The sequence below is a fragment of the Variovorax sp. AC194 genome, from assembly GCF_979257995.1.
Genome location: NZ_OZ409823.1, coordinates 1374559 through 1395578, shown reverse-complemented (window position 1 = coordinate 1395578; position 21020 = coordinate 1374559). Strand labels below are relative to the sequence as shown.

At 69.0% G+C, this 21020-nt stretch carries 21 protein-coding genes; 11 read left to right on the top strand and 10 right to left on the bottom strand.

The annotated features are described in order from the left end of the window. Positions 1–4 precede the first annotated feature (4 nt). Positions 5–670, bottom strand: coding sequence for a TetR/AcrR family transcriptional regulator (locus ACZYRS_RS06580; protein WP_463418591.1), 666 nt, complete (start codon positions 668–670; stop codon positions 5–7). Positions 671–805: 135 nt separating this feature from the next. On the opposite strand from ACZYRS_RS06580, the gene ACZYRS_RS06575 reads away from it, so the two are divergent. The 5 genes from ACZYRS_RS06575 to ACZYRS_RS06555 all read left to right on the top strand — a co-directional run bounded on the left by ACZYRS_RS06575 (position 806) and on the right by ACZYRS_RS06555 (position 4203). After that, positions 806–1240, top strand: coding sequence for a VOC family protein (locus tag ACZYRS_RS06575; RefSeq protein ID WP_198784922.1), 435 nt, complete (start codon positions 806–808; stop codon positions 1238–1240). A 41-nt stretch (positions 1241–1281) separates the two neighbouring features. After that, positions 1282–1809 (top strand): SRPBCC family protein, encoded by a 528-nt coding sequence (locus ACZYRS_RS06570; RefSeq protein WP_463418590.1) that lies wholly within the window; start codon positions 1282–1284, stop codon positions 1807–1809. Between the two features lie 30 nt (positions 1810–1839). Continuing rightward, positions 1840–2259, top strand: coding sequence for a VOC family protein (locus ACZYRS_RS06565; RefSeq protein WP_463418589.1), 420 nt, complete (start codon positions 1840–1842; stop codon positions 2257–2259). A gap of 44 nt (positions 2260–2303) precedes the next feature. Beyond that, on the top strand, positions 2304–3773 hold the full coding sequence (locus ACZYRS_RS06560) for a DHA2 family efflux MFS transporter permease subunit (protein WP_463418588.1): 1470 nt from the start codon (positions 2304–2306) through the stop codon (positions 3771–3773). A 70-nt stretch (positions 3774–3843) separates the two neighbouring features. Next, positions 3844–4203, top strand: coding sequence for a DUF1428 domain-containing protein (locus ACZYRS_RS06555; RefSeq protein ID WP_198784918.1), 360 nt, complete (start codon positions 3844–3846; stop codon positions 4201–4203). A 122-nt stretch (positions 4204–4325) separates the two neighbouring features. Here ACZYRS_RS06555 and ACZYRS_RS06550 read toward each other — a convergent pair whose 3' ends face one another. Both ACZYRS_RS06550 and ACZYRS_RS06545 read right to left on the bottom strand, forming a co-directional pair. Next, positions 4326–5084, bottom strand: coding sequence for a sulfite exporter TauE/SafE family protein (locus tag ACZYRS_RS06550; protein WP_463418587.1), 759 nt, complete (start codon positions 5082–5084; stop codon positions 4326–4328). An 88-nt stretch (positions 5085–5172) separates the two neighbouring features. Beyond that, positions 5173–6012 (bottom strand): intradiol ring-cleavage dioxygenase, encoded by an 840-nt coding sequence (locus ACZYRS_RS06545; protein WP_463418586.1) that lies wholly within the window; start codon positions 6010–6012, stop codon positions 5173–5175. 376 nt (positions 6013–6388) lie between these two features. Between ACZYRS_RS06545 and ACZYRS_RS06540 the strand changes: the two genes are divergently transcribed. The 3 genes from ACZYRS_RS06540 (at position 6389) to ACZYRS_RS06530 (ending at position 11284) form a co-directional block, all read left to right on the top strand. Next, a complete protein-coding gene (locus ACZYRS_RS06540) occupies positions 6389–9478 on the top strand; it encodes a hypothetical protein (RefSeq protein ID WP_463418585.1) in 3090 nt (1029 codons plus the stop codon). A gap of 179 nt (positions 9479–9657) precedes the next feature. Next, entirely contained in the window at positions 9658–10578 is a 921-nt protein-coding gene (locus ACZYRS_RS06535; protein WP_463418584.1) for a LysR family transcriptional regulator, read from the top strand. A gap of 235 nt (positions 10579–10813) precedes the next feature. Beyond that, positions 10814–11284, top strand: a complete 471-nt coding sequence (locus tag ACZYRS_RS06530; protein ID WP_198786445.1) for a DoxX family protein — start codon at positions 10814–10816, stop codon at positions 11282–11284. Between the two features lie 9 nt (positions 11285–11293). Here the strand turns inward: ACZYRS_RS06530 and ACZYRS_RS06525 are convergent, their stop codons facing one another. Continuing rightward, a complete protein-coding gene (locus ACZYRS_RS06525; RefSeq protein WP_463418583.1) occupies positions 11294–12016 on the bottom strand; it encodes a Crp/Fnr family transcriptional regulator in 723 nt (240 codons plus the stop codon). 62 nt (positions 12017–12078) lie between these two features. On the opposite strand from ACZYRS_RS06525, the gene ACZYRS_RS06520 reads away from it, so the two are divergent. Beyond that, positions 12079–13749: an adenylate/guanylate cyclase domain-containing protein gene (locus ACZYRS_RS06520; RefSeq protein ID WP_198786447.1), complete on the top strand. Its 1671-nt coding sequence runs from the start codon at positions 12079–12081 to the stop codon at positions 13747–13749. Positions 13750–13863: 114 nt separating this feature from the next. Beyond that, complete coding sequence (locus tag ACZYRS_RS06515; RefSeq protein ID WP_463418582.1) at positions 13864–14259, top strand: helicase SNF2; 396 nt, start codon at positions 13864–13866, stop codon at positions 14257–14259. A gap of 63 nt (positions 14260–14322) precedes the next feature. Here the strand turns inward: ACZYRS_RS06515 and ACZYRS_RS06510 are convergent, their stop codons facing one another. The 6 genes from ACZYRS_RS06510 to ACZYRS_RS06485 form a co-directional block, all read right to left on the bottom strand. Continuing rightward, positions 14323–15384, bottom strand: coding sequence for a maleylacetate reductase (locus ACZYRS_RS06510; protein ID WP_463418581.1), 1062 nt, complete (start codon positions 15382–15384; stop codon positions 14323–14325). A 105-nt stretch (positions 15385–15489) separates the two neighbouring features. Continuing rightward, positions 15490–15894, bottom strand: coding sequence for a DoxX family protein (locus ACZYRS_RS06505; protein WP_463418580.1), 405 nt, complete (start codon positions 15892–15894; stop codon positions 15490–15492). After that, complete coding sequence (locus tag ACZYRS_RS06500) at positions 15891–17231, bottom strand: MFS transporter (RefSeq protein ID WP_463422460.1); 1341 nt, start codon at positions 17229–17231, stop codon at positions 15891–15893. Before ACZYRS_RS06500 ends, ACZYRS_RS06505 begins: the two co-directional genes overlap by 4 nt. A gap of 47 nt (positions 17232–17278) precedes the next feature. Further along, positions 17279–18490, bottom strand: coding sequence for a 3-hydroxybenzoate 6-monooxygenase (locus ACZYRS_RS06495; RefSeq protein ID WP_463418579.1), 1212 nt, complete (start codon positions 18488–18490; stop codon positions 17279–17281). 1 nt (position 18491) lies between these two features. Further along, positions 18492–19463: an amidohydrolase family protein gene (locus ACZYRS_RS06490; protein WP_463418578.1), complete on the bottom strand. Its 972-nt coding sequence runs from the start codon at positions 19461–19463 to the stop codon at positions 18492–18494. A gap of 17 nt (positions 19464–19480) precedes the next feature. Continuing rightward, on the bottom strand, positions 19481–20470 hold the full coding sequence (locus ACZYRS_RS06485; protein ID WP_463418577.1) for a Bug family tripartite tricarboxylate transporter substrate binding protein: 990 nt from the start codon (positions 20468–20470) through the stop codon (positions 19481–19483). A 75-nt stretch (positions 20471–20545) separates the two neighbouring features. Between ACZYRS_RS06485 and ACZYRS_RS06480 the strand changes: the two genes are divergently transcribed. Then, complete coding sequence (locus ACZYRS_RS06480; protein WP_198786455.1) at positions 20546–20995, top strand: MarR family winged helix-turn-helix transcriptional regulator; 450 nt, start codon at positions 20546–20548, stop codon at positions 20993–20995. Positions 20996–21020: the final 25 nt, after the last annotated feature.

Below are 21020 nucleotides of genomic sequence, written 5' to 3'. Positions count from 1 at the left end.
AGCGCTAGAGGCCCCGCTCCACCATGTCGATGAGCCGCTGCCCCAGCGCATGCGTGGTCTGCGCATCGAGCGTGCGCAGAGGCCCGTGGATGATGAGCAGCGCGAGCCCGTGCACCGCCGACCACGCGAGGAATTCGGCATTCGGGCGCCGCGCCGGATCGAGCACGCCGGCGTCCACGAGGCGGTCGATCGCCGCGCCGAGCAACTGGAACGGGCCCATGCCGCTCGCGCCTGCCGCCGTCGGGCCCACTTCACCTTCGCCCTCTTCGGTCACCACGAACGCCGTGCGGAACAGCCCCGGCTCGGCCTGCGCGAACCGCAGGTAGGCCGTGCCGATGGCGCGCACCTGCGCGCGGGCGAATTCGGCGGGCGGCTGGTCGAAATGCAGCACGGCCAGTTCGCTTTCCATCGCCTTGGCCGCGGCTGAGAGCGCCTCGGCGCGCACCGCCAGGAGCAGCTCCTGCCGGCTGCCGAAGTGCCGGTAGGCCGCGTTGGGCACCACGCCCGCGCGCCGGGTGGCCTCGCGCAGCACCACCGCATCCGGCCCGCCGTCGCGCGCCAGCTCGACGCCCGCTTCCAGCAACGCGCGGCGCAGGTCGCCGTGGCGGTAGGTGCTGCGGGCGGGCGGCAGGCTTTCGGGGACGTTGTTCAGCTTCATTTTCAATTTCATGTGGACAGTGTCCATTATCGCTGCTATTCTTTGTGGACGGTGTACACAAAGTAGTTCCATCGTATTCGCGCAGAAGCCGCTGCGCATCCTCGAAACCTCGAAGCCCCAAAACCTCATCCGCGAAAAGGAATTGCCATGAAAGTCCAGTCTTACCTGTCCTTCGAAGGCCGTTGCGACGAAGCGATCGCCTTCTACAAGAAAGCGATCGGTGCCGAAGTCGTGCAGCTCATGCGCTTCAGCGAGGCGCCCGCGGATGCCGGCATGGAAAAAGGCGATGGCTGCGCCGGCGCCATGCCCGACCCGCAGAAGGTGATGCATTCGGTGATCCGCGTCGGCGAAACCGAGCTGATGTTCTCCGACGGCCGGTGCTCGGGCCAGCCGGAGTTCAAGGGGATCATGCTGTCGATCACCGCGGCCACCGATGCCGACGCCCGCAAGTGGTTCGATGCGCTGGCCGATGGCGGCATGGTCATGCAGCCGCTCATGCCGACCTTCTTCACCAGCAGCTTCGGCATGCTGGCCGACCGCTTCGGCGTGGCCTGGCTGATGGTGGTGGACGCCGCGAAGTAACCCCTACAGCCATCCGCCCGCCCTGCCCCAGGAGTCACTTCATGTTCAAGAAAATCGCCCTCGTCATCCTCGCGCTGATCGCGATCGTGCTCATCTACGCGGCCACCCGGCCCGACACCTTCCGCGTGGAGCGCACGGCGCGCATCGCCGCGCCGGCCGAGAAGATCTTTCCGCTGATCAACGACTTCCACCGCTGGGGCGAGTGGTCGCCCTACGAGAAGCTGGACCCGGCCATGAAGCGCAGCTTCGGCGGCGCTGCGGCCGGACAGGGCGCCACCTACGCCTGGGAAGGCAACGACAAGGCGGGCGCGGGCAAGATGGAAATCGCCGAGGCGTCACCTTCCTCGAAGGTCGCGATCAAGCTGGATTTCATCAAGCCCTTCGAAGGCCACAACATCGCCGAGTTCACGCTCGCGCCGCAGGGCGACGCCACCGAGGTCACCTGGGCCATGCACGGCCCGAGCCCCTACATCGCCAAGCTCATGGGCATCTTCTTCGACATGGACCAGATGATCGGCAAGGACTTCGAAACGGGCCTTGCCAACCTCAAGACAGCCACCGAAAAGTAATCACCTCAACGCATCCCAAAGGAAACCATCATGTCCCCCATCCACGCCTACCTCACCTTCGACGGCAACGCGCAGGAAGCCATGCGCTTCTACGAAAAGACGCTTCGCGGCACCATGCAGATGATGATGACCATCGGCGAAGCGCCCGACACCGAAGAGATGCCGGCCGACGTCAAGAAGCGGATCATGCATGCCTCGCTCGCCTACGGCGACGGGATGCTCATGGCCTCCGACACCATGCCCGGCCAGCCCTATGAGGGCATGAAGGGCTTCGGCGTCGCGCTCACGCTGGAGACGGTCGCCGAGGCGCGCCGCGTGTTCGATGCCTTCGCCGAGGGCGGCACCGTCTCCATGCCTTTCGAGAAGACCTTCTGGGTCGAAGCCTTCGGCATGGTGACCGACCGCTTCGGCACCCCCTGGCTCATCAACGGCGGCAAGCCGCTGGTCTAAAAAAACAGAACGCCGCATCGGCGGCCTTTTCAGGAAATCACTCCATGACCGAAACCCTCGACAACCGGAAGCGCTGGCTCGCATTGATGGTGCTCTGCCTCGGCGTCCTGATGATCGTGCTCGACACCACGATCGTGAACGTGGCATTGCCCTCGATCCGCACCGACCTCGGCTTCACCGAGACCTCGCTCGTGTGGGTGGTGAATGCCTACATGCTGACCTTCGGCGGCTTCCTGCTGCTCGGGGGCCGGCTGGGCGACCTGTACGGCCACCGCAAGCTTTTTCTCATCGGCCTCGTGCTCTTCACCGTCGCGTCTCTCGCCTGCGGCCTGGCGAATTCGCAGGTGTTGCTGGTCGCCGCGCGCGCGGTGCAGGGGCTGGGCGGCGCGGTGGTCTCGGCCGTCTCGCTCTCGCTGATCATGAATCTGTTCACCGAACCGGCCGACCGCGCGAAGGCGATGGGCGTCTACGGCTTCGTCTGCGCGGGCGGCGGCAGCATCGGCGTGCTGCTGGGCGGCCTGCTCACGAGTTCGCTGAGCTGGCACTGGATCTTCCTGGTGAACCTGCCGATCGGCGTGGCGGTGTATGCGCTGTGCGTGGCGCTGCTGCCCAACGCGCGCGGCCAGGCGCATGGCGAAAAGCTCGACGTGGCCGGCGCGGTCACCGTCACGCTGTCGCTCATGCTCGCGGTGTACGGCGTGGTCAACGGCAACGAGGCCGGCTGGGGCTCCACGCAGACGCTGGGCCTGCTCGGCGCGGCGGTGGTGCTGCTGGCCATCTTCATCGCCATCGAGGCGCGCGTCGAGCATCCGCTGATGCCGCTGGGCCTCTTTCGCCTTCGCAGCGTGTCGGTGGCCAACGTGGTCGGCGTGCTGTGGGCGGCGGCGATGTTCGCGTGGTTCTTCATCTCGGCGCTCTACATGCAGCTGGTGCTGAACTACACGCCGATGCAGATCGGCCTGGCGTTCCTGCCGGCCAACATCATCATGGCGGTGTTCTCGCTCGGCCTCTCGGCCAAGCTGGTGATGCGCTTTGGCATCCGCAAGCCGCTCGCGGTGGGGTTGTGGCTCGCGGCCATCGGCCTCGCGCTCTTCGCGCGGGCGCCGGTCAACGGCAGCTACGTCGTCGACGTGCTGCCCGGGATGATGCTGCTGGGCCTGGGTGCCGGCATGGCGTTCAACCCGGTGCTGCTCGCGGCGATGAGCGAGGTCGATCCGGCCGATTCGGGCCTCGCCTCGGGTGTGGTCAACACCGCCTTCATGATGGGCGGTGCGCTGGGCCTGGCGGTGCTGGCCAGCGCCGCCGCGGCGCGCACCGGTTCGATGGAAGCGGCCGGCGCGCAGATGCCGCTTGCGCTCACCGGTGGCTACAACCTTGCATTTCTCGTCGGCGCCGTGTTCGCGGCACTGGCGGGTTTGATCGGGGCCTTGCTGCTTCGCACCGCACCGTCGGCGCAGATGCAGAACAACGAAGAAGCGGCACCCCGCGGGGCGGCGAGCGAATCGGCGTCGTGATGTGCACGACGCCATGCAGCCGCCGCTGTTTTTCCTCCAGCGTTTTTATCTTTCTTTCAGGAGATCTCCCATGGCTCGCTATGTAGACGGTTTCATCGTTGCCATTCCCACCAAGAACGTCGAGGCCTACCGCAAGCTCGCGCGCAAGGCCGGCAAGGTCTGGATGGAGTACGGCGCGCTCGAATACGTGGAGTGCATCGCCGACGACGTGAAGCCCGGCAAGCTCACCTCGTTCCCGCAGAGCGTGAAGCTCAAGGCCGACGAGACCGTGGCCTTTTCGTGGATCGTCTACAAGTCGCGCAAGCACCGCGACACGGTGAACAAGAAGGTGATGGCCGATCCGCGCATCGCGTCGATGGACCCGAAGACGATGCCGTTCGACGGCAAGCGGATGATCTTCGGCGGCTTCAAGTCGATCGTCGAGCTCTGAGCTCGCCCCCAGGCTACGCGCACTTCGTGTCGCTTCGCCAACCCCCTACCGGGGGCAACACCTGAGGCCCGGCGAAGCCGGTTCCTCGGTGTTTCACGAAGGGGCCTGGCCTGCGGCCGGCCTCAGCCGATGAACCCGTCGTAGACGAGCTTGAGGCCTGTGAGCAGCATGCCCAGGTACACGAACCGATAGAACCACGTCGCATCGATGCGCCTGGCGATGCGGATGCCCACCCATACGCCCAGTGGCGCAAGCGGCATCAGCGCCACCGAGGTGGCCAGCGTGGTGAAGTCGATGAGGCCGAGCCACGCGTAGGGAATCCACTTGCTCAGGTTCACCACGAAGAAGAAGTACGCCATCGTGGCTGTGAACACCACCGGCTTGAGCCTGAGCGGTATCACGTAGGCATTGATCGGCGGCCCGCCCGCGTGGGCGATGAAGCTCGTGAAGCCCGAGACCACCGTGAGCGCCGCGCCCACGCCGCGCGAGGGCAGCGGATCGTCGGGCTTGGGCGGAAACACCAGGCGCTGCGCGAGGAACAGCAGCGTGAACACCCCGACGATGCCCGCCACCGTGTGCGCCGACAGCACGCGAAACAGCAGCGTGCCGACCACCGTGCCGATGAGGCCGAACGGAATCAAAAACTTGAGCAGCGACCGGTCGAAGTCGCGCCGGAACGCGGCGAGCCCGAGCACGTCCATCAGCAGCAACAGCGGCATGAGGATCGCCGCGGCCTGCGGCACGGTGACCGCGAGCGCCATCAAGGGCACCGCGAGCGAACCGAAGCCGGCGCCGAAGCCGCTCTTGCTGATGCCCAGCAGCAGCACGGCGGGGACGGCGACCGCATAGAAATGCGGGTCGGTGATGAGAGGAAAGGCCATGGGGTGTGACGGGGCGCAGAAAAAAGCCTGCCGTCAGGGGCAGGCTTGGCGAGCGTAGCAGGCCGGGGGCGCGGGCCAAGCTGGGGCTTCAGGCGGGCTGCTTCAGCGGATTGAGCACGAAGTCGAAATCGAGCCGCCAGCGGCCGTCGGCCTGCTTCTTCCACGGCGCGACCAGCGACTGGCGCACCGCAAACACCGCGTCGGAATCCAGCCACTCGTCGCCCTCGCGGAACACGTGGGTGATGAGGTTTTCGTAGCCCGGCGCCTCGATCTTGAAATGCAGGTGCGCGGGCCGCCACGGATGGCGCTTGGTCGCGCGCAGCAAATCGCCCACGGGGCCATCGACCGGAATCGGATAGGCCTGGGCCAGCACGCTCCTGAAATGCAGCGCGCCGTCGGGCCCGGTGCGCAGGCGCCCGCGGTTCTCGGCGTGGTCGAGCCCCGCGTGCTGCACGTCGTAGTGGCCGCCTTCGTCGGCCTGCCACACATCGACGACCGCGTTGGGCACCGGCTCGCCATCGAGGCCGCGGACGGTGGCGTACACGTCGCACGGTTCGCCCGCGGCACCGTTGGCCACGTCGTCGCCGTGCGCGTACTCGGGCGCGCCTTCGACGTAGAAGGGCCCGAACACCGTGGCCTCGGTGCAGCCGTCCGGCTTGCCGTTGTTCATCGCGATGGTGAGCATCGACAGGCCCAGCACGTCCGACAGCAGGATGAACTCCTGGCGCTTGTCGTCGCACATCTGGCCGGTGGCCGTGAGGTACTGGATGCCCTGGAGCCACTCGGCCTCGGTGAGCTTCACCTCGCGCGCGAAGGCATGCAGGTGCTGCACGAGGCTGGTGAGGATCTCGTGCAGCCTGGGGTCGGGCGTGTCGGCCAGGCGCGCGAGCACGGCCTGGGTGATGTTGTCCTGGTTGAGGTTGCGCATCGTGGCTGTCTCCTTGTGCTGCCGTCGCTGTCTGTGTGACTGTCCGTCTCGGGGGTGCTGGGGACTGTAGGCCGCGCACCGCGCGCCCGGAAGCGCCGCGGCGCAAATGATTTTTCCGCCCAGCGGAACGGTCGGGGCTTCGGGTGTGTTTCATCGCCCATGAACGCGGCCGGCGTTCCGGGCGAAAAGCGCGCGGCGTTACGTAACGAATCGCGAAAGCAGCCTGTTTCGCCTTCCCGGGTTTGCCCCTCCCCGCGCGAAAAAACCTTTTCAAATCAACAACATAGATCGCGGGCGGTGGCGCGGCGAGGCGCAGGCGCGGAGGCGGCACGCATGTTGCGCTTCGTAGTCACTTATTCCCTCGAGGAGGCCGCCCATGATCACCCCCCAAGCACCCATCCTTTCGACCCCAGGCATGGCCGAGAACGGTGCCGCCCCCGTGGTCCTGGCGCAAGCCAGCACCACGCCGATCGCCCCCATGGGCTCGAGCGCGATGGCCTCGCCCTCGATGCCCGCGGGCCTGGGCTCGCTGTCCAACGCCACGCCCGGCACGGTCGTCGTGCGCGACGGCGTGCGCATTCCGGTGGACGGCACCCAGACCCTGATGGCGGGCGACCGCGTGATCGTTCCCGACGGCGGCCACGCCAACGTGCTCTTCCCCGGCTCGACGGCCAACAAGGCGCCGCTCGCGGGCGTCTTCGAGGGCGGCACCGACGCCACCATCGGCTCGACCAAGCTGCCCGGCGGCCTGGAACAAGTGAATGTCGATGTGGCCGCCGGCAACCTGGAAGTCACGCCGGCCGACAGCGATGCCGACGCAGCCGCCGTGGCCGTGACCAAGAAGGCCGCGGGCGGCAGCGGCATCGGCCTGGGCGAATTCGCCCTCGGCGCGCTGGGCGCCGTTGCGCTCGGCGCCGCGCTGAGCGGTGGCGGCGACGGCGGCGGCGGTGTTTCCTTCCTCGCGCCGGGCCTCGGCGACAGCGACGCGGACGCCGATGCGGATGCCGATGCCGACGCGGATGCGGACGGAGATGCGGATGCGGATGCTGATGCCGACGCGGATGCTGATGCTGATGCCGACGCGGACGCAGATGCGGACGCGGATGCAGATGCCGACGCAGACGCCGACGCCGACGCGGACGCTGATGCAGATGCGGACGCAGACGCCGACGCCGATGCAGACCACCTGCTCGATCCAGGCGACGGCGCCGTCGGCCATCTGGTCGGCGCGCTGGACGACCTCCTCGGCCTGGGTGGCGCGAGCGGCGCGGCCGCCCGTGCGGCCGCCAGCTCCTCCGGCACGCTGGGATCGTTGATGCCCACGGTCGATGGCCTGACAGACCTGGTGGACAACGTGCTCTCGCCCATCGCGGGCAACGACTTCACGGCCAACGACCCGAACGAATTCGATCCGGTGGACGACGCCGTCGAGAACCTGGTGGTCGACCTCGGCGGCGTCCTGACCCCCGTGGTCGACGGCCTGTTGGGCAACGGCCTGACCGACGCGCTGGTCGGCTCGCTGATCGGCCAGGTCGACTACCTGACCGACGCGCTCGGCAACATCCTGGACAACGTGCTCGGCAGCGACGGCCTGCTCGGCGGCGTGACCACGGGCCTGGGCATCGACGGCCTGGTGGACGGACTGATCGGCGACGACGGCGTGGTCGGCCAGGTGCTCGAGGGCCTGCTGGGCGACAACGGATTGTTGGGTGGCCTGCTCGGCGAAGACGGCCTGGTCGGGCAGTTGCTGGGTGACGACGGTTTGCTGGGCGGACTGCTCGGCGGCGGCGAAGGCGGTCTGCTCGGCGGCGTGCTCGGCGACGACGGCCTGCTGGGCGGTTTGCTCGGAGGCGAAGGTGGTCTCCTCGGCGGCGTGCTCGGCGATGACGGCCTGCTGGGCGGCTTGCTCGGCGGCGACGGTGGCCTCCTCGGCGGCGTGCTCGGCGACGAAGGCCTGCTGGGTGGCTTGCTCGGCGGCGACGGTGGCCTCCTCGGCGGCGTGCTCGGCGACGAAGGCCTGCTGGGTGGCTTGCTCGGCGGCGACGGTGGCCTCCTCGGCGGCGTGCTCGGCGACGAAGGCCTGCTGGGCGGCTTGCTCGGCGGCGAAGGCGGTCTCCTCGGCGGCGTGCTCGGCGATGACGGCCTGCTGGGCGGCTTGCTCGGCGGCGACGGTGGCCTCCTCGGCGGCGTGCTCGGCGATGACGGCCTGGTCGGTGGCCTGCTCGGCGAAGAAGGGCTCGTCGGCGGATTGCTCGGCGGCGACGGCGCACTCGCCGGCCTGCTCGGCAGCGAAGGCCTCTCCGGCGGACTCCTGGGCGAAGGCGGCCTCGTGGACGGCCTGCTCGGACCCGACGGCGTGGTGGGCAACCTGCTGAGCGACGGGCCGCTGGCCGGCCTGCTGGGCGGCGAAGGCGGCCTGCTCGGAGGCCTGTTGGGTGATGACGGACTCCTGGGCGGCGTCCTCGGCGGCGATGGTGGCCTTCTTGGCGGCTTGCTGGGCGGTGACGGTGGTCTCCTCGGTGGCGTGCTCGGTGACGACGGCCTGTTGGGCGGCGTACTTGGCGGCGACGGTGGTCTTCTCGGCGGTGTGCTCGGCGAAGACGGCATCGTCGGCGGCTTGCTCGGCGGCGACGGCGGTCTCCTCGGCGGCGTGCTAGGCGAGAACGGCATCGTCGGTGGCCTGCTCGGCGGCGACGGCGGTCTCCTCGGCGGTGTGCTCGGTGAGAACGGCATCGTCGGCGGCCTGCTCGGTGGTGACGGTGGTCTCCTCGGCGGTGTGCTCGGCGAGAACGGCATCGTCGGCGGCCTGCTCGGCGGCGACGGCGGTCTCCTCGGCGGTGTGCTCGGCGAGAACGGCATCGTCGGCGGCCTGCTCGGCGGCGACGGCGGTCTCCTCGGCGGCCTGCTCGGCGAGAACGGCATCGTCGGCGGCCTGCTCGGCGGCGACGGCGGTCTCCTCGGCGGCGTGCTCGGCGAAGACGGCATCGTCGGCGGCCTGCTCGGCGGCGACGGTGGTTTGCTCGGCGGCGTGCTGGGTGAGAACGGCATCGTCGGCGGCTTGCTCGGCGGCGACGGTGGCCTGCTGGGCAGCGTGCTCGGCCAGGACGGCCTCGTCGGCAACCTGCTGGGCGGCGTGCTGGGCGGCAGCGGCCCGGCCGCGAACATCCTGGAGCCGGTCTCGTCGGTCACCGATGCGATCGGGCCAATCGCGGCCAGCGTGGTGCACGCGGTGTCCGACATCACGGCGCCCGTGACCGACATCCTGGCCGGCGCGGGCGCGGGCGCGGGTTCGGGCGCGGGCTCGGGCTCGCCGCTCGCTGCCGTGCCCGACGTGGTGGTGGGCCTCGGACATGTGGTCGCCCCGCTGGTGACCGACGTCGTGACGCCGATCACCAGCCTGCTCGATCACGGCACCGGCGGCGCTGTGTCTCCGGTGACGAACATCCTGCACGGCCTGCTGGGCTGATCCGGCCGCAGAACGGCGCGAAACGAAGAGGGACCGGCAACGGTCCCTCTTTTTGCGCGCGCTTGGCCATCGCGGCGCATCGGACCGGCTCCTAGAATCACCCGCTCGATGAAGCGGGGGGCCATGCGCGATCCCCCGGAATCGGCCGCCACAAGACAAGCCCCGGAGACATCCCCGCCATGGACCGCTGGACCGAAATCGCCCTGCTCGTGCAGATCGCCGATGCCGGCAGCCTGAGCCGCGCGGCCGAGGCGCTGGGCCTGTCGAACGCCGCCGCGAGCCGCCACCTGAGCGGGCTCGAAGCCCGGCTCGGCGCGCGGCTGGTGGAGCGCAACACGCGGCGCCTGTACCTCACCGACACCGGCCGCGAGTTCTGCGCGCGCGCCAAGACCATCCTGGCCGACCTGGCCGATGCCGAATCGACGGTGAACGCCACGGCGCTGAACCCGACCGGCGTGCTGCGCATCACGGCCTCGCTCTCGTTCTCGATCCACCACATCGCGCCGCTCCTGCGCGAATACACGCAGCGCTACCCGGGCGTGACGGTGCATGTGGAGGCGGCCAACCGCTACTTCGACCTGATCGACAACAACATCGACGTGGCGATCCGCACGCGCGAGTACGAGCCCGATTCGAACGTCACGATCCGCCGGCTGGGCGAGACGCGGCGCGTCCTCGCGGCGTCGCCGCGCTACTTCGCGCAGCACGGCTTTCCGAAGACGCTGGACGACCTGAAGCACCACAAGCTGCTGATCTACACCCACGCCAACAACCCCAACGAGCTGCGCTTCACGCGCAAGGGCGAGACGCACGCGGTGTCGGTCACCGGCCTGCTCGAATCGAACGACGGCCAGGTGCTGCGCGCCGCGGCGCTCGACGGCATGGGCATCCTGGTGCAGCCGACCTACATCGTCTACGACGACATCGTGGCCGGCCGCCTCGTGCCCACGCTGGACGACTGGGACCTGCCGCACCTGGCGATCAACCTGGCCTACCCGAGCCGCAAGCACCTGTCGGCGAAGGTGCGCAGCTTCATCGATTTCATGGCGGCGCATTTCGCCAGGATGGACTACGAAAGAAAGTGGACCAGCAGGTTCTAGGCTCGCCCCCAGGCTTCGCGCACTTCGTGTCGCTTCGCCAACCCCCTACCGGGGGCAACACCTGCGGCCCGGCGAAGCCGGTTCCGCGGTGTTTCACGAGAAAAGGACCACGCCGGCCAATGCCTGAAAGATGTGCGTAAACGCACATCCCGCTTTCCGGCAGATCCGCACACTGGAACCGCAACCGCCGCACTCCGTGGCGGACCCTTCCTTTTTCAAGTTCCAAGGATCTGCCATGAACACCGTAGCCGCCAACACCTCGCGTGCGCCGATCGCCTCGTCGTCGCTTGCCTCCCCCTCCCCCGCCGCGCTGGACGATGCCGGCAAGCTGCTGCTGCGCGTGACGATCGGCGTGCTCGTGCTGCTGCACGGCATCTTCAAGCTCTCGGCCGGCGTGGGCTTCATCGGCGGCATGCTGGCCAAGGCGGGCCTGCCGGGCGGGCTCGCCTACCTCGTGTACGTCGGCGAGATCGTGGCGCCGCTGCTCCTGATCGCCGGCTTCTGGACCCGCGCCGCCGCCGGCGTGATCGTCATCAACATGATCGTGGCCCTGGGCCTCGTGCACATGGCCGACCTGTTCGCGCTGACCAAGCAGGGCGGCTGGGCGCTGGAACTGCAGGGCCTGTACCTGTTCGGCGCGCTGACCGTGGTGCTGCTGGGCGCGGGGCGCCTGAGCGTTGGCGGCACGAACGGCCGCTGGAACTGACCTGCCGGTTCAACTGGCGTCGCCGCGAACCTGCGAAACCATCGTTTCCAGCCGGGCGGCGTCGGCCACCAGCAGCGCCTTGCCATCCTTGCGCAGCACCCCGCTGCGCACCAGCACGTTGAGCTCGCGCGTGACCTGCTCGCGGTTCGTGCTGATCTGGCTGGCCAGCGCCGCGTGCTTGGGGGCCGGCTCCAGCCGCGCCTCGTTGCCCTCGACGCCCGCGGCGCGCGCCAGGCGCAGCAGCTCGGCATGCAGCCGGTTCTGCACGCCCAGGGTGCTCAGGTCGATCACGCGTTCGGAGAGCTGGCGCACCAGCGAGGCCAGCCGCTGCATGACGCGCTCGGCCACCAAGGGCTCGTCGCGCAGCAAGGCCATGAAGGCGGATCGATCGAGGCTCGCGACCACGCTGGGCTCCAGCGTCACCACGTCGGCGGAGCGCGGGCCGCCGTCGATGGCGGCGATGTCGCCGAAGTACTGGCCGGCTTCGGCATCGCGGAAGGTGACCTGCCGGCCGTTGGCCGAATAGGTCGTCACCCGCACCCGGCCCGAGACCAGCAGGAACACCTCGCCCTGCTGCTCGGCGCGCAAGAGGAGCGGCTTGCCGGCCTCCACGCTGTGCCACAGGCACTGCCGCGCGAGCTCGTCGAAGCGCTGGTCGGAGAGGCCTTCGAGCAGCACGATCTGGCGCAGCGCGAGGCTGGAGCGGGGGGTGGGTGGTTCGGGTGTGGCCATGCCGGTCGATCGAGGCGTATGAGGCGCGCGCATTATGCTCGGGTGCCGCTTCGAACCCGTTCATGGACAGACGTTCCCCGCCACCCCCTCCATCCCATTTTTCGCTGAGACCGCCGACCCGGCGCAATCTCCGCTGGGCGAGCGGGCTGGTGCTGATGGGCTACGTGACGGTGCATCTGCTGAACCATTCGCTGGGCATCTATTCCTTCACCCTCGCCGAGAGCGTGCTGCGCGTGGCGCAGAAGTTCTGGCACAGCCTGCCGGGCACGGTGCTGCTGTACGGCGCAGCCCTCACGCACCTGGCGCTCGCCGTCATCGCGCTGTGGGAGCGGCGCACCCTGCGCATGCCGCCACTGGAGGCCCTGCGCGTGCTGCTGGGCTTTGCGCTGCCGCTGCTCATCGCGACCCACCTGACGGCCATACGCGGCGCCTACGAGGCCTACGGCATCGACGGTTCCTACGTGCGCGTGGTGTGGGGGCTGTGGAGCTGGCAGGGCGCGGCCGCGCAGTTCGGCCTGATGCTCGCGGCCTGGAGCCACGGCTGCCTCGGCCTGCACTTCGCGCTGCGGGCGCAGCCGCTGTACCGGCGTTTCTCTTACCTGTTGCTGGCCATCGCGGTGGTGCTGCCGCTCACGGCGGCGATGGGTTTCATCTCCATCGGGCGCGAGTTCCAGTGGACTGGCGTTCCGACCGTGCCGGTGCCGACGCCCGCGCAAGGGCAGGCGCTGAACGAGGCCGAGCAGAGCCTCAAGTGGCTCTACGTGCTGGCGCTGCTCGCGCTGCTTTCTGCGCGCTGGGGGCGCAACTGGTTTGCGCGCCTTTCGCGCGAGCCGTCCATCGCGCTGCGCTACCCCGACCGCACGGTGCAGGTGCCGCGCGGCTGGAGCGTGCTGGAGGCGAGCCGCTCGCATGGCATCGCGCATGTGTCGATCTGCGGCGGCCGCGCGCGCTGCTCGACCTGCCGCGTGCGCGTGGCCGGCGCGCCCGAACACATCGGCGAGCCGGGCCGCGACGAGCAGCGCACGCTCGAGCGCGTGCGCGCGCCGGCCGACGTGCGCCTGGCCTGCCAGCTGCGCCCGCGCGGCGACATCGAGGTCACGCCGCTCTTCGCGCCGCTGCCCAACGAAGGCCGGCCCGCGCCGGTCGGCAGCTTCGGGCGCGAGCGCGACGTGGCGATTTTGTTCGTCGACCTCAGGCGCTGGTCGGGCCTCTCGGAGCGGCAGTGGCCCTTCGATCTGGCCTATGTGCTCGACCGCTACTTCGCCACCGTCGGCGCGGCCGTGCGCGAGAGCGGCGGCGTGCCCAACCAGTTCATCGGCGACAGCGTGATGGCGATCTTCGGGCTCGAGTGCGACCTGCCCACCGCATGCCGTCAGGCACTGCATGCGACCACGCTCATCGCCCAGCGCATGGACGCATGGAGCGAAGGCTTCGAGGCGCAGTTCGGGCAGCGCCTGGCGTTCGGCATGGGCCTGCATGCGGGGCGCGCGGCGGTCGGCGAAGTGGGCTATCTGGAGACCACCACCTTCACCGCCATCGGCGAAGTGGTGAATACCGCGAGCCGTTTGCAGGACCATTCGAAGACGGCTGCGTCGCGCCTCGTCGTCTCGCTGTTCGCGGCACAACAGGCCGGTGTTGCGGAGGCGATGGGCGCGCCTGAGGCGCTCGCCGTGCGCGGCCGCTCCGAGCCGCTCGAAGTGCTGTATCCGCAGCCTGAAATCCGTCCCACGTAGTTGACGAAAGCGGTGCGCAAACGCACAGCGCGAACCACGATGCGGTTTCACACTGCATCCCGTGGCAACGACGAATGTCCGCCGACCACACCGACATCCGAAGGGACTTTCATCATGAACACCAAGCAACGCCTCGCCCTCTCATCCGCCGCATTTGCCGCATTCGCCCTGCTGGGCGCAGCAGGCGCCGCGCACGCCGAGACCTACGAAGGCGTGCAATCGATCGCCTCGCAGGCCAGCCGCGCCGACGTGCGCACCGAAGCCGTGGCGGCCGCGCGCAACGCCAACCCGTATGCCGACGGCGCCAATGCCGGTCCGGCCCCGGTGATCGCCTCGTCGGCCAGCCGCGCCGCGGTCCGCGCCGAAGCCGTTGCCGCCGCGCACAGCGACAACCCGTACGCCGAAGGCGCCTCGTCGCGCGTGGTGTCGGCAACGGCCGGCACGGTCGACCGTGCCACTGTGCGCGCCGCAGCCCGCGCGGCCGCTCGCGGCGACGCACTGCCGCTGTAAGCGGTTCGCGGCGCCCGTCACGCTTCGGCGGGCGCCTGCAGACCGGCTACGGGCCGCGGCAGTTCAGGGCCGCACGCCTTCCCAGGCGTTCTGCAGCAGGGCACGAATCGCATCGCGCTCCAGCGGGCGCGGGTTGGGGTACTGGTTCTGCAGCGCATGCGCGCAGGCCACGTCGAGGTCCGATTCCTTCATGCCGATGTCGCGCAGCGCGACCGGCGCGCCGTTGTCTCGCGCGAGGTCGAACACCGCTTGCGCCGCGTTGCTTGCGCCAAGCGCCTTCGCGATGCGCGCCATCGCTTCAGGCGCGGCCGCGGCGTTGTAGGCGAGCGCGTGCGGCAGCACGATGGTGTGCGTCTCCGCATGCGGCAGGTTGAAGCTGCCGCCCAGCGTGTGGCACAGCTTGTGGTGCAGCGCCATGCCGACGTTGCCCAGCACGGTGCCGCAGAGCCACGCGCCGTAGAGCGCATCGCTGCGCGCGGCCGCATCCTCTGCCGATGCGCGGATCGCGGGCAGCGCGCGGCCCAGCGCGGCGATGCCCTCCTGCGCCATCAGGTCCATGATCGGATTCGCGTCGGTCGCGTAGAGGCCTTCGGCCGCATGCGCGATGGCGTTGATGCCGCTCGTCACGCTCATGCCCACGGGCAGGCTCATCGACAGCTCGGGGTCGTAGATCACGGTGCGCGGCAGCACCTTGAAGTCCTTGCCGGTCTTCTTCATGCCGGCCTCGGTGATGCCGTAGATCGGCGTCATCTCGGAGCCCGCGTAGGTGGTCGGAATCGCGAGGATCGGCAGACCCGAGTCGAGCGCAATGGCTTTGCCCAGACCCGTGGTCGAGCCGCCGCCGATGGCCACCGCGCAGTCCGCGCCCAGGCGCTGCGCCACGTCTCTCGCTTCACGCGCGGTCTCGATGGGCACGTGCATCACGGCCCGGTCGAACACGCCGGCCGCGTGCGCGCCGAGCATTTCGGCCACGCGCTCGGCCTGCGCGCGCTGCTCGGGCGTGCAGAGCACCAGCGCGCGGCGCGCGCCGAGCGCATCGATCTCGCGCGCCAGGTGCTGCAGCGAGCCCGCACCGAAGACCACCCGCTGGGGCGCGCTGTTGTAGACGAAGGATTGGACAGGCATCGCTCGATCTTTCCTGAAAAGGTGCGGGCGAGTGTCCACCCGCCTCGCGGGCGGTTCAACCATGCGGGCGGAAAGGAGTTTTCCACCCGGGCCGCGCGGTCACGCTCAGGTGGCCGCGCGCTTCCGTTCGCCGCCGGTGGCATTCACGATCAGCAGCAGGAAGCCGCCCGCCATCGCCACGTTCTTGAGGAAGTTGTTCAGCTGCCCCGCGAACTGCGCCGCATCGGCGGACCAGAACGCGTGCGCCGTGACGGCCGTGGCCAGCGTGAACAGCGCCAGCGCGCTCGCCACCCACTGCAGGCGCCAGCCGGCGATCAGCAGCAGGCCGCCGCCGATCTCCAGTGCGATGGTCAACGGCAGCACCACGTCGCCGAGCGGGATGCCCAGCTTGGCGAAGTAGCCGAGCGTCGCGCCGTAGGTCATGAGCTTGCGCACGCCCGCGACCAGGAAGATCGCGGCCATCAGCACGCGGGCGGCCAGGGTCCAGCCGGAAGAGTTTTTCGTTGTCATGTCGTTTCTCCTGGGCGCGCGGTGGCGCCCGTGAATGTCAATCGCCCCATGCAGAGCACCATCGCGCAGGACAGCAGCGCCGGCACGGCCGCCGCGATGAAGAGCGCGCTGTTCGTCCAGTGCAGCCCGATGAGCCAGCCCGCCAGCACCGGCCCCACGATGGAGCCCGCGCGGCCGATGCCCAGGCTCCAGCCCATGCCGGTGGCGCGCACGGTCGTCGGATACACGCTCGAAGCCAGCGCGATGAGCGCGGGCTGCGCGCCCACCACGCAGAAGCCGCTGACCGTCACCACCGCGAGCAGCAGTGCGAGCGGCAGCGCCGGCTGCCCGATCACGCCGATGGTCAACACCGCGATCGCGAAGACAGGCACCAGCACGCGGTAGAAGCCGATGCGGTCGATCAGCGGCCCCATCGCCACGGTGCCGACCACGCCGCCCACCTGCAGCAGCGTGCCGACCAGCACCGCGGTGCCACCGCTGTAGCCCGCCTCGGTCGCGATGGTGGGCAGCCAGTTCGCGAGGAAGAACAGGTTCAGCAGGTTCATGAAGTTGATGCCCCACAGGAGCAGCGTGGCCGGGCCGCGCCCCGCGCGGAACAGCTCGGCGACCGGGGCGCCGTCCTGCTTCGCCTCATGCACCACGTAGCGCGTGCCGGGGCCGATGCGCACTTCGGGCGCGATGCGCTGCAGCCAGCCGTGCACGCGGTCGAGCTTGCGCCCGCGCAGTACCAGGAACTGCATCGACTCGGGCATGTAGCGCCACATCAGCGCGGCGATGAACAGCGGCACCACGCCGCCGAAGACGAACACCGCCTGCCAGCCGCCGAGCGGAATGAGCACCGCCGAAATCAGCCCGCCCAGCACCGCGCCGCCCGTGAAGCCGCACGACACCCACATCATCAGCGTGACGCGGCGCCGGTGCGGGCTGTATTCGCTCGCGAGCGCGCTCGCATTGGCCATGATGCCGCCCAGGCCTATGCCGGTGATGAAGCGCATCGCGAGCAGCTGGTTCAGCGTGTGCGTGAAGGCTGTGGCGAGCATGCACAGCGCGAAGAACACGGTGGCGCCCAGCAGCACGGGGCGCCGTCCGATGCGGTCGGCGCAGATGCTCAGCACCAGTGAGCCGACCAGCATGCCGAAGAGCCCCGCGCCGAACACCGGGCCGAGCGCGGCCTTGTCGATGCCCCACGCATGCACGATGGCCGGCGCGACGAAGCCCATGGCCTGCACGTCGAAGCCGTCCATCACCACCGCGCAGCCGACCAGCAGCAGGATCCATTTCTGGAAGCTGCTGACGGGGTGGCTGTCGATCAGCGCGGGGATGTCGATGGCGGCCATCGTGCTGCCGCCGCCCGCGCTCGCTTCGAGCGAATCGGGGAATGCCTTCACGCCGTCGCCTCGTCGAGGCAGGTGGCGGCCGTCCAGCCATAGAGCCATTCGAGCGCGTCGTAGAAGCGCTCCTGCGGCCGGCCCTTCCACATGCTGTTGCGCACCAGGCGCTCGACGCCCTTGGCGTGGTAAATGCGGCCCATCTCGCGCGCCGACAGCACCACGCGCGCGGTGCGTGCGACGCGCGAGCGCTCGTACAACGCGAGCGCGCGGGGCCAGTCGCCGCCTTCGCGGCGCAGCGCGAGGCCCAGCGTCACCGCGTCCTCGCAGGCCGTGCAGGCGCCCTGCGCGAGGTACTGCACCATCGGGTGCGCGGCATCGCCCAAGAGCGTCGCGCGGCCGAAGGTCCATTGCTCGATGGGGTTGCGGTCGGCCGTCGAATAGCGCTTCCACGCCTTCGGGATGCGCAGCAGCTGCTGCACCTGTTCGCAGGTCGGGCGGAAGTAGCGCTGCACCTCGGCCGGGTCGCCGTCCATCGAGCCCCACTCCTCGGGCTGGTCGCTGTGGAAGGTGACGGCGATGTTGAACTTGTCGCCGCCCTTGAGCGGGTAGTGCACCAGGTGGCAGTTGGGGCCGACCCAGATGCACGGCGCGGTGAAGCGCAGCGCCTCGGGGAATTCGGCCGTGTCGACCACCGCGCGGAACACGACGTGGCCCGACACGCGGATGCCGTCGCCCACGTACTGCTGGCGCACCGCCGAGCGCACGCCGTCGCAGCCGATCACGGCCTGGCCTTCGTGGCGGCCGCCCTGCGCATCGATGAGCGTCACGCCGCGCTCGTCCTGCTCGATGTGCACGACCTTGGTCGAGGTGAGGAACTCGATGCCGTCGGTGGTCGCCTTCACGCCTTCGAGCAGCGCGCCGTGGATGTCGGCGCGGTGGATCACCGCATAGGGGTTGCCGAAGCGCGCGCGGAATTGCTCCGACAGAGAGATGCTCGCCACGCGCTTCGCATCGATGGCATCGAACATCACCATCTCTTCGGTGTAGACCGCCTTGGCGCGCAGGTGCTCGCCCACGCCCAGCGCATCGCAGGCCGCGAACGCGTTGGGGCTCAGCTGGATGCCCGCGCCGATTTCGCCGATCTGGCTCGCCTGCTCGATCACCTTCACGCGATAGCCCTCGCGCACCAGGGCGAGCGCGGCGGCAAGGCCCCCGATGCCGCCGCCGGCCACGAGCACGGGGCGGGTGTCTTTCACTGCGCTCATGTCACTTCAAGCCGAAGAGCTTGCGGGCGTTGTCGCGGCCGATCTTTTGCCGGTCGTTCTCGCTGATCTCGCAGGTGTCGAACCAGCGGGCCGCGTCCTCGTGCTTCTCGAACGGATAGTCGACCGAATACATGATGCGGTCCGAGCCCACCTCGAGCATCGTCGAGAGCAGCGTGGGCGTGCGGAAGTTGCCGCTGGTGGTGATGTGCACGTTGCTGCGCAGATACTCGCCGATCTCCTTGTCGCAGGGCATGCCGCGGCGGCCCTTGCGCAGGATGTGGTCGACGCGCCAGATGTTGAACGGAATGCCCTCGCCGAAATGGCCGAGGATCATCTGCAGCGCCGGGTGGCGGTCGAACATGCCGCTGGACATGAGGCGCAGCGCGTGGATCGCCGTCTCCATCGCGAAGGCCCACGTCGGGCCGGTGAGCCAGTGCGCGCCGTCGTAGATCGGTTCGCGCGACAGCAGCGGATCGCGCGGGTGCATGTAGAACGGTTTCTTCAACGCGGCGGCAGCGGTCCAGAAATCGTTGAAGCGCGCATCGTCGTAGTAGACGACCGTGTTCTCGTCGCCGACCTGCGAGAAGCCATTGACCAGAAAGCCGTGAAAGCCCAGCTCGTTCACGCAGCGCGCCAGTTCGCGCGCTGCGGCTTCGGGGTCCTGCATCGGGAGCGCCGCGAATCCGCCGAAACGCGTGGGATGGCGCCTGACCTGCTCGGCCAGCACGTCGTTGGCGCGCTGCGCCACTTCGATGGCGCGCTTCGCATCGGGAATGCCCTGCACCGCGGGCGAATTGAGCGAGAGGATCGACAGCTCCGTGCCCCACTCGTCCATCTTCTCCAGGCGTTGTTGCTCGAAGTCCAGCAGGTTGCTCTTCAGGCCCTGCCACACCTCGGGGCGGGCGTAGACCTGCGAGTCGGCGATCGTGAGGTCGATCGCGAAGTGCTCTTCGAGCGCGATCTTGTTCTTCATGGGGGTCATTGGATGGGTCACTCCGGTTTGATGTTGAGCTTGTCCAGCACGTCCTGCCAGGTCTTGCGGTCGTCGGCGATGTAGCGCGCCAGTTGTTCGGGAGTGCCGGGGCGTGGGTAGGTACCGAGCTCGCGCGACTTGGCGACCACGTCGGGCAGCAGCAGCGCCTCCTTCATGTCCTTGTTGAGCCTGGCGAGCACGAGCGGATCGACGCCCTTCTTCGCGATCACCGCGAACCAGCCGTGCGCCACCGCGCCGGGCACTGTCTTGCTCGCGAGCGGGAACGATTCGAGGCCCGCCTCCACGCGGTCGCCCATGCTCGCCAGCACGCGCATGCGCCCGCCCTGCACGTTGCCCGCGACCACGTTGTAGGTCTCGACCATCATCTGCGTCTGGCCGCCGAGCGTGGCCTGCATGGCCTGCGCGCCGCCGGGGTAGTGCACTTCGAGGAACTGCGCGCCCGACTGCAGGCCGAGCAATGCCGAAGCCAGGTGCGGCGCGGTGCCGCGACCGTTGTCGGCCACCTCGATGCCCTGCGGCTTGGCGCGCGCGGCGGCGATGAAATCGGCCAGCGTCTTGTAGGGAGAGTTCGCCGGCACCGCCAGCATGAAGGGCGCCACGGCCGCGAGCGTGACCGGCACGAAATCGCGGTTGAAGTCGTAGGTCACGCCCTTGATCGTGCTCGGTGCGACGGAAATGGCCGAGCCCTGCACGAAGCCGAAGGTGTAGCCGTCGCTTTGCGCCGCCAGGATCGCGTTCATGCCGATCACGCCGCTGCCGCCGGGCTTGTTGTCCACGATCACGCCCTGGCCCCACTTCTCGCCGAGCTTGGCGCCCACGTGGCGGATCAGCACGTCGGGCGCCGAGCCCGCGGGGAACGGCACCACGAAGCGCACCGCCTGCGCCGGCCACTTGGCGGCAGCGCTTTGCGCATGCGCCAGCGGCACCGCCGACAGAAGGGAAAGCATCACCGCGATGGCGCCTCGGCGCGTGGGGCTCAGGTTCATGATCGTCTCCGTTTTTTGCTTGATTATTCAAGTAATTGCGGCGGACTATATACTTGAATAATCAAGCACGTCTAGATGAAAACCCTATCCCCCGATCACGACCTCGAGAAGGCCATTCCGTTCCTGCTGGCGCGCGCCGGTGCCCGCATGGGCAATGCGTTCGCGAAGGCGCTGAAACCCTATGGGCTCAGCCTGAGCGAATGGCGCGTGTGCGCGTCGCTGCAGCACACGCCGCGGCAAACCTTGTCGGAGCTGGCGACGCACGCCTCCACCGACCTGTCGGCGCTCTCGCGCATCGTCGACCGTCTGGTGGCCCATGAACTGGTGGCGCGCGAGAAGTGCGACACCGACAAGCGCGCGGTGCGCATCGCGCTGACCGAACGCGGCCTGGCGCTGACCTGCGAGCTGATTCCGCTCGCGCAACACTACGAAGCGGTGGCCACCTCGGACTTCAGCGCGGCCGAGGTGAAGACGCTGCGCGCGATGCTGCTGCGCCTGTACGCCAACGCGACGCCGCTCGCCTGAGCGAGCAGCGTCTTCTTGCCATCAG

Excerpts from the sequence above, each read along its gene's own strand:
- ACZYRS_RS06580 (WP_463418591.1), bottom strand. The coding sequence starts at position 670 with ATGAAATTGAAAATGAAGCTGAACAACGTCCCCGAAAGCCTGCCGCCC.
- ACZYRS_RS06575 (WP_198784922.1), top strand. The coding sequence starts at position 806 with ATGAAAGTCCAGTCTTACCTGTCCTTCGAAGGCCGTTGCGACGAAGCG.
- ACZYRS_RS06570 (WP_463418590.1), top strand. The coding sequence starts at position 1,282 with ATGTTCAAGAAAATCGCCCTCGTCATCCTCGCGCTGATCGCGATCGTG.
- ACZYRS_RS06565 (WP_463418589.1), top strand. The coding sequence starts at position 1,840 with ATGTCCCCCATCCACGCCTACCTCACCTTCGACGGCAACGCGCAGGAA.
- ACZYRS_RS06560 (WP_463418588.1), top strand. The coding sequence starts at position 2,304 with ATGACCGAAACCCTCGACAACCGGAAGCGCTGGCTCGCATTGATGGTG.
- ACZYRS_RS06555 (WP_198784918.1), top strand. The coding sequence starts at position 3,844 with ATGGCTCGCTATGTAGACGGTTTCATCGTTGCCATTCCCACCAAGAAC.
- ACZYRS_RS06550 (WP_463418587.1), bottom strand. The coding sequence starts at position 5,084 with ATGGCCTTTCCTCTCATCACCGACCCGCATTTCTATGCGGTCGCCGTC.
- ACZYRS_RS06545 (WP_463418586.1), bottom strand. The coding sequence starts at position 6,012 with ATGCGCAACCTCAACCAGGACAACATCACCCAGGCCGTGCTCGCGCGC.
- ACZYRS_RS06540 (WP_463418585.1), top strand. The coding sequence starts at position 6,389 with ATGATCACCCCCCAAGCACCCATCCTTTCGACCCCAGGCATGGCCGAG.
- ACZYRS_RS06535 (WP_463418584.1), top strand. The coding sequence starts at position 9,658 with ATGGACCGCTGGACCGAAATCGCCCTGCTCGTGCAGATCGCCGATGCC.
- ACZYRS_RS06530 (WP_198786445.1), top strand. The coding sequence starts at position 10,814 with ATGAACACCGTAGCCGCCAACACCTCGCGTGCGCCGATCGCCTCGTCG.
- ACZYRS_RS06525 (WP_463418583.1), bottom strand. The coding sequence starts at position 12,016 with ATGGCCACACCCGAACCACCCACCCCCCGCTCCAGCCTCGCGCTGCGC.
- ACZYRS_RS06520 (WP_198786447.1), top strand. The coding sequence starts at position 12,079 with ATGGACAGACGTTCCCCGCCACCCCCTCCATCCCATTTTTCGCTGAGA.
- ACZYRS_RS06515 (WP_463418582.1), top strand. The coding sequence starts at position 13,864 with ATGAACACCAAGCAACGCCTCGCCCTCTCATCCGCCGCATTTGCCGCA.
- ACZYRS_RS06510 (WP_463418581.1), bottom strand. The coding sequence starts at position 15,384 with ATGCCTGTCCAATCCTTCGTCTACAACAGCGCGCCCCAGCGGGTGGTC.
- ACZYRS_RS06505 (WP_463418580.1), bottom strand. The coding sequence starts at position 15,894 with ATGACAACGAAAAACTCTTCCGGCTGGACCCTGGCCGCCCGCGTGCTG.
- ACZYRS_RS06500 (WP_463422460.1), bottom strand. The coding sequence starts at position 17,231 with ATGGCCGCCATCGACATCCCCGCGCTGATCGACAGCCACCCCGTCAGC.
- ACZYRS_RS06495 (WP_463418579.1), bottom strand. The coding sequence starts at position 18,490 with ATGAGCGCAGTGAAAGACACCCGCCCCGTGCTCGTGGCCGGCGGCGGC.
- ACZYRS_RS06490 (WP_463418578.1), bottom strand. The coding sequence starts at position 19,463 with ATGAAGAACAAGATCGCGCTCGAAGAGCACTTCGCGATCGACCTCACG.
- ACZYRS_RS06485 (WP_463418577.1), bottom strand. The coding sequence starts at position 20,470 with ATGAACCTGAGCCCCACGCGCCGAGGCGCCATCGCGGTGATGCTTTCC.
- ACZYRS_RS06480 (WP_198786455.1), top strand. The coding sequence starts at position 20,546 with ATGAAAACCCTATCCCCCGATCACGACCTCGAGAAGGCCATTCCGTTC.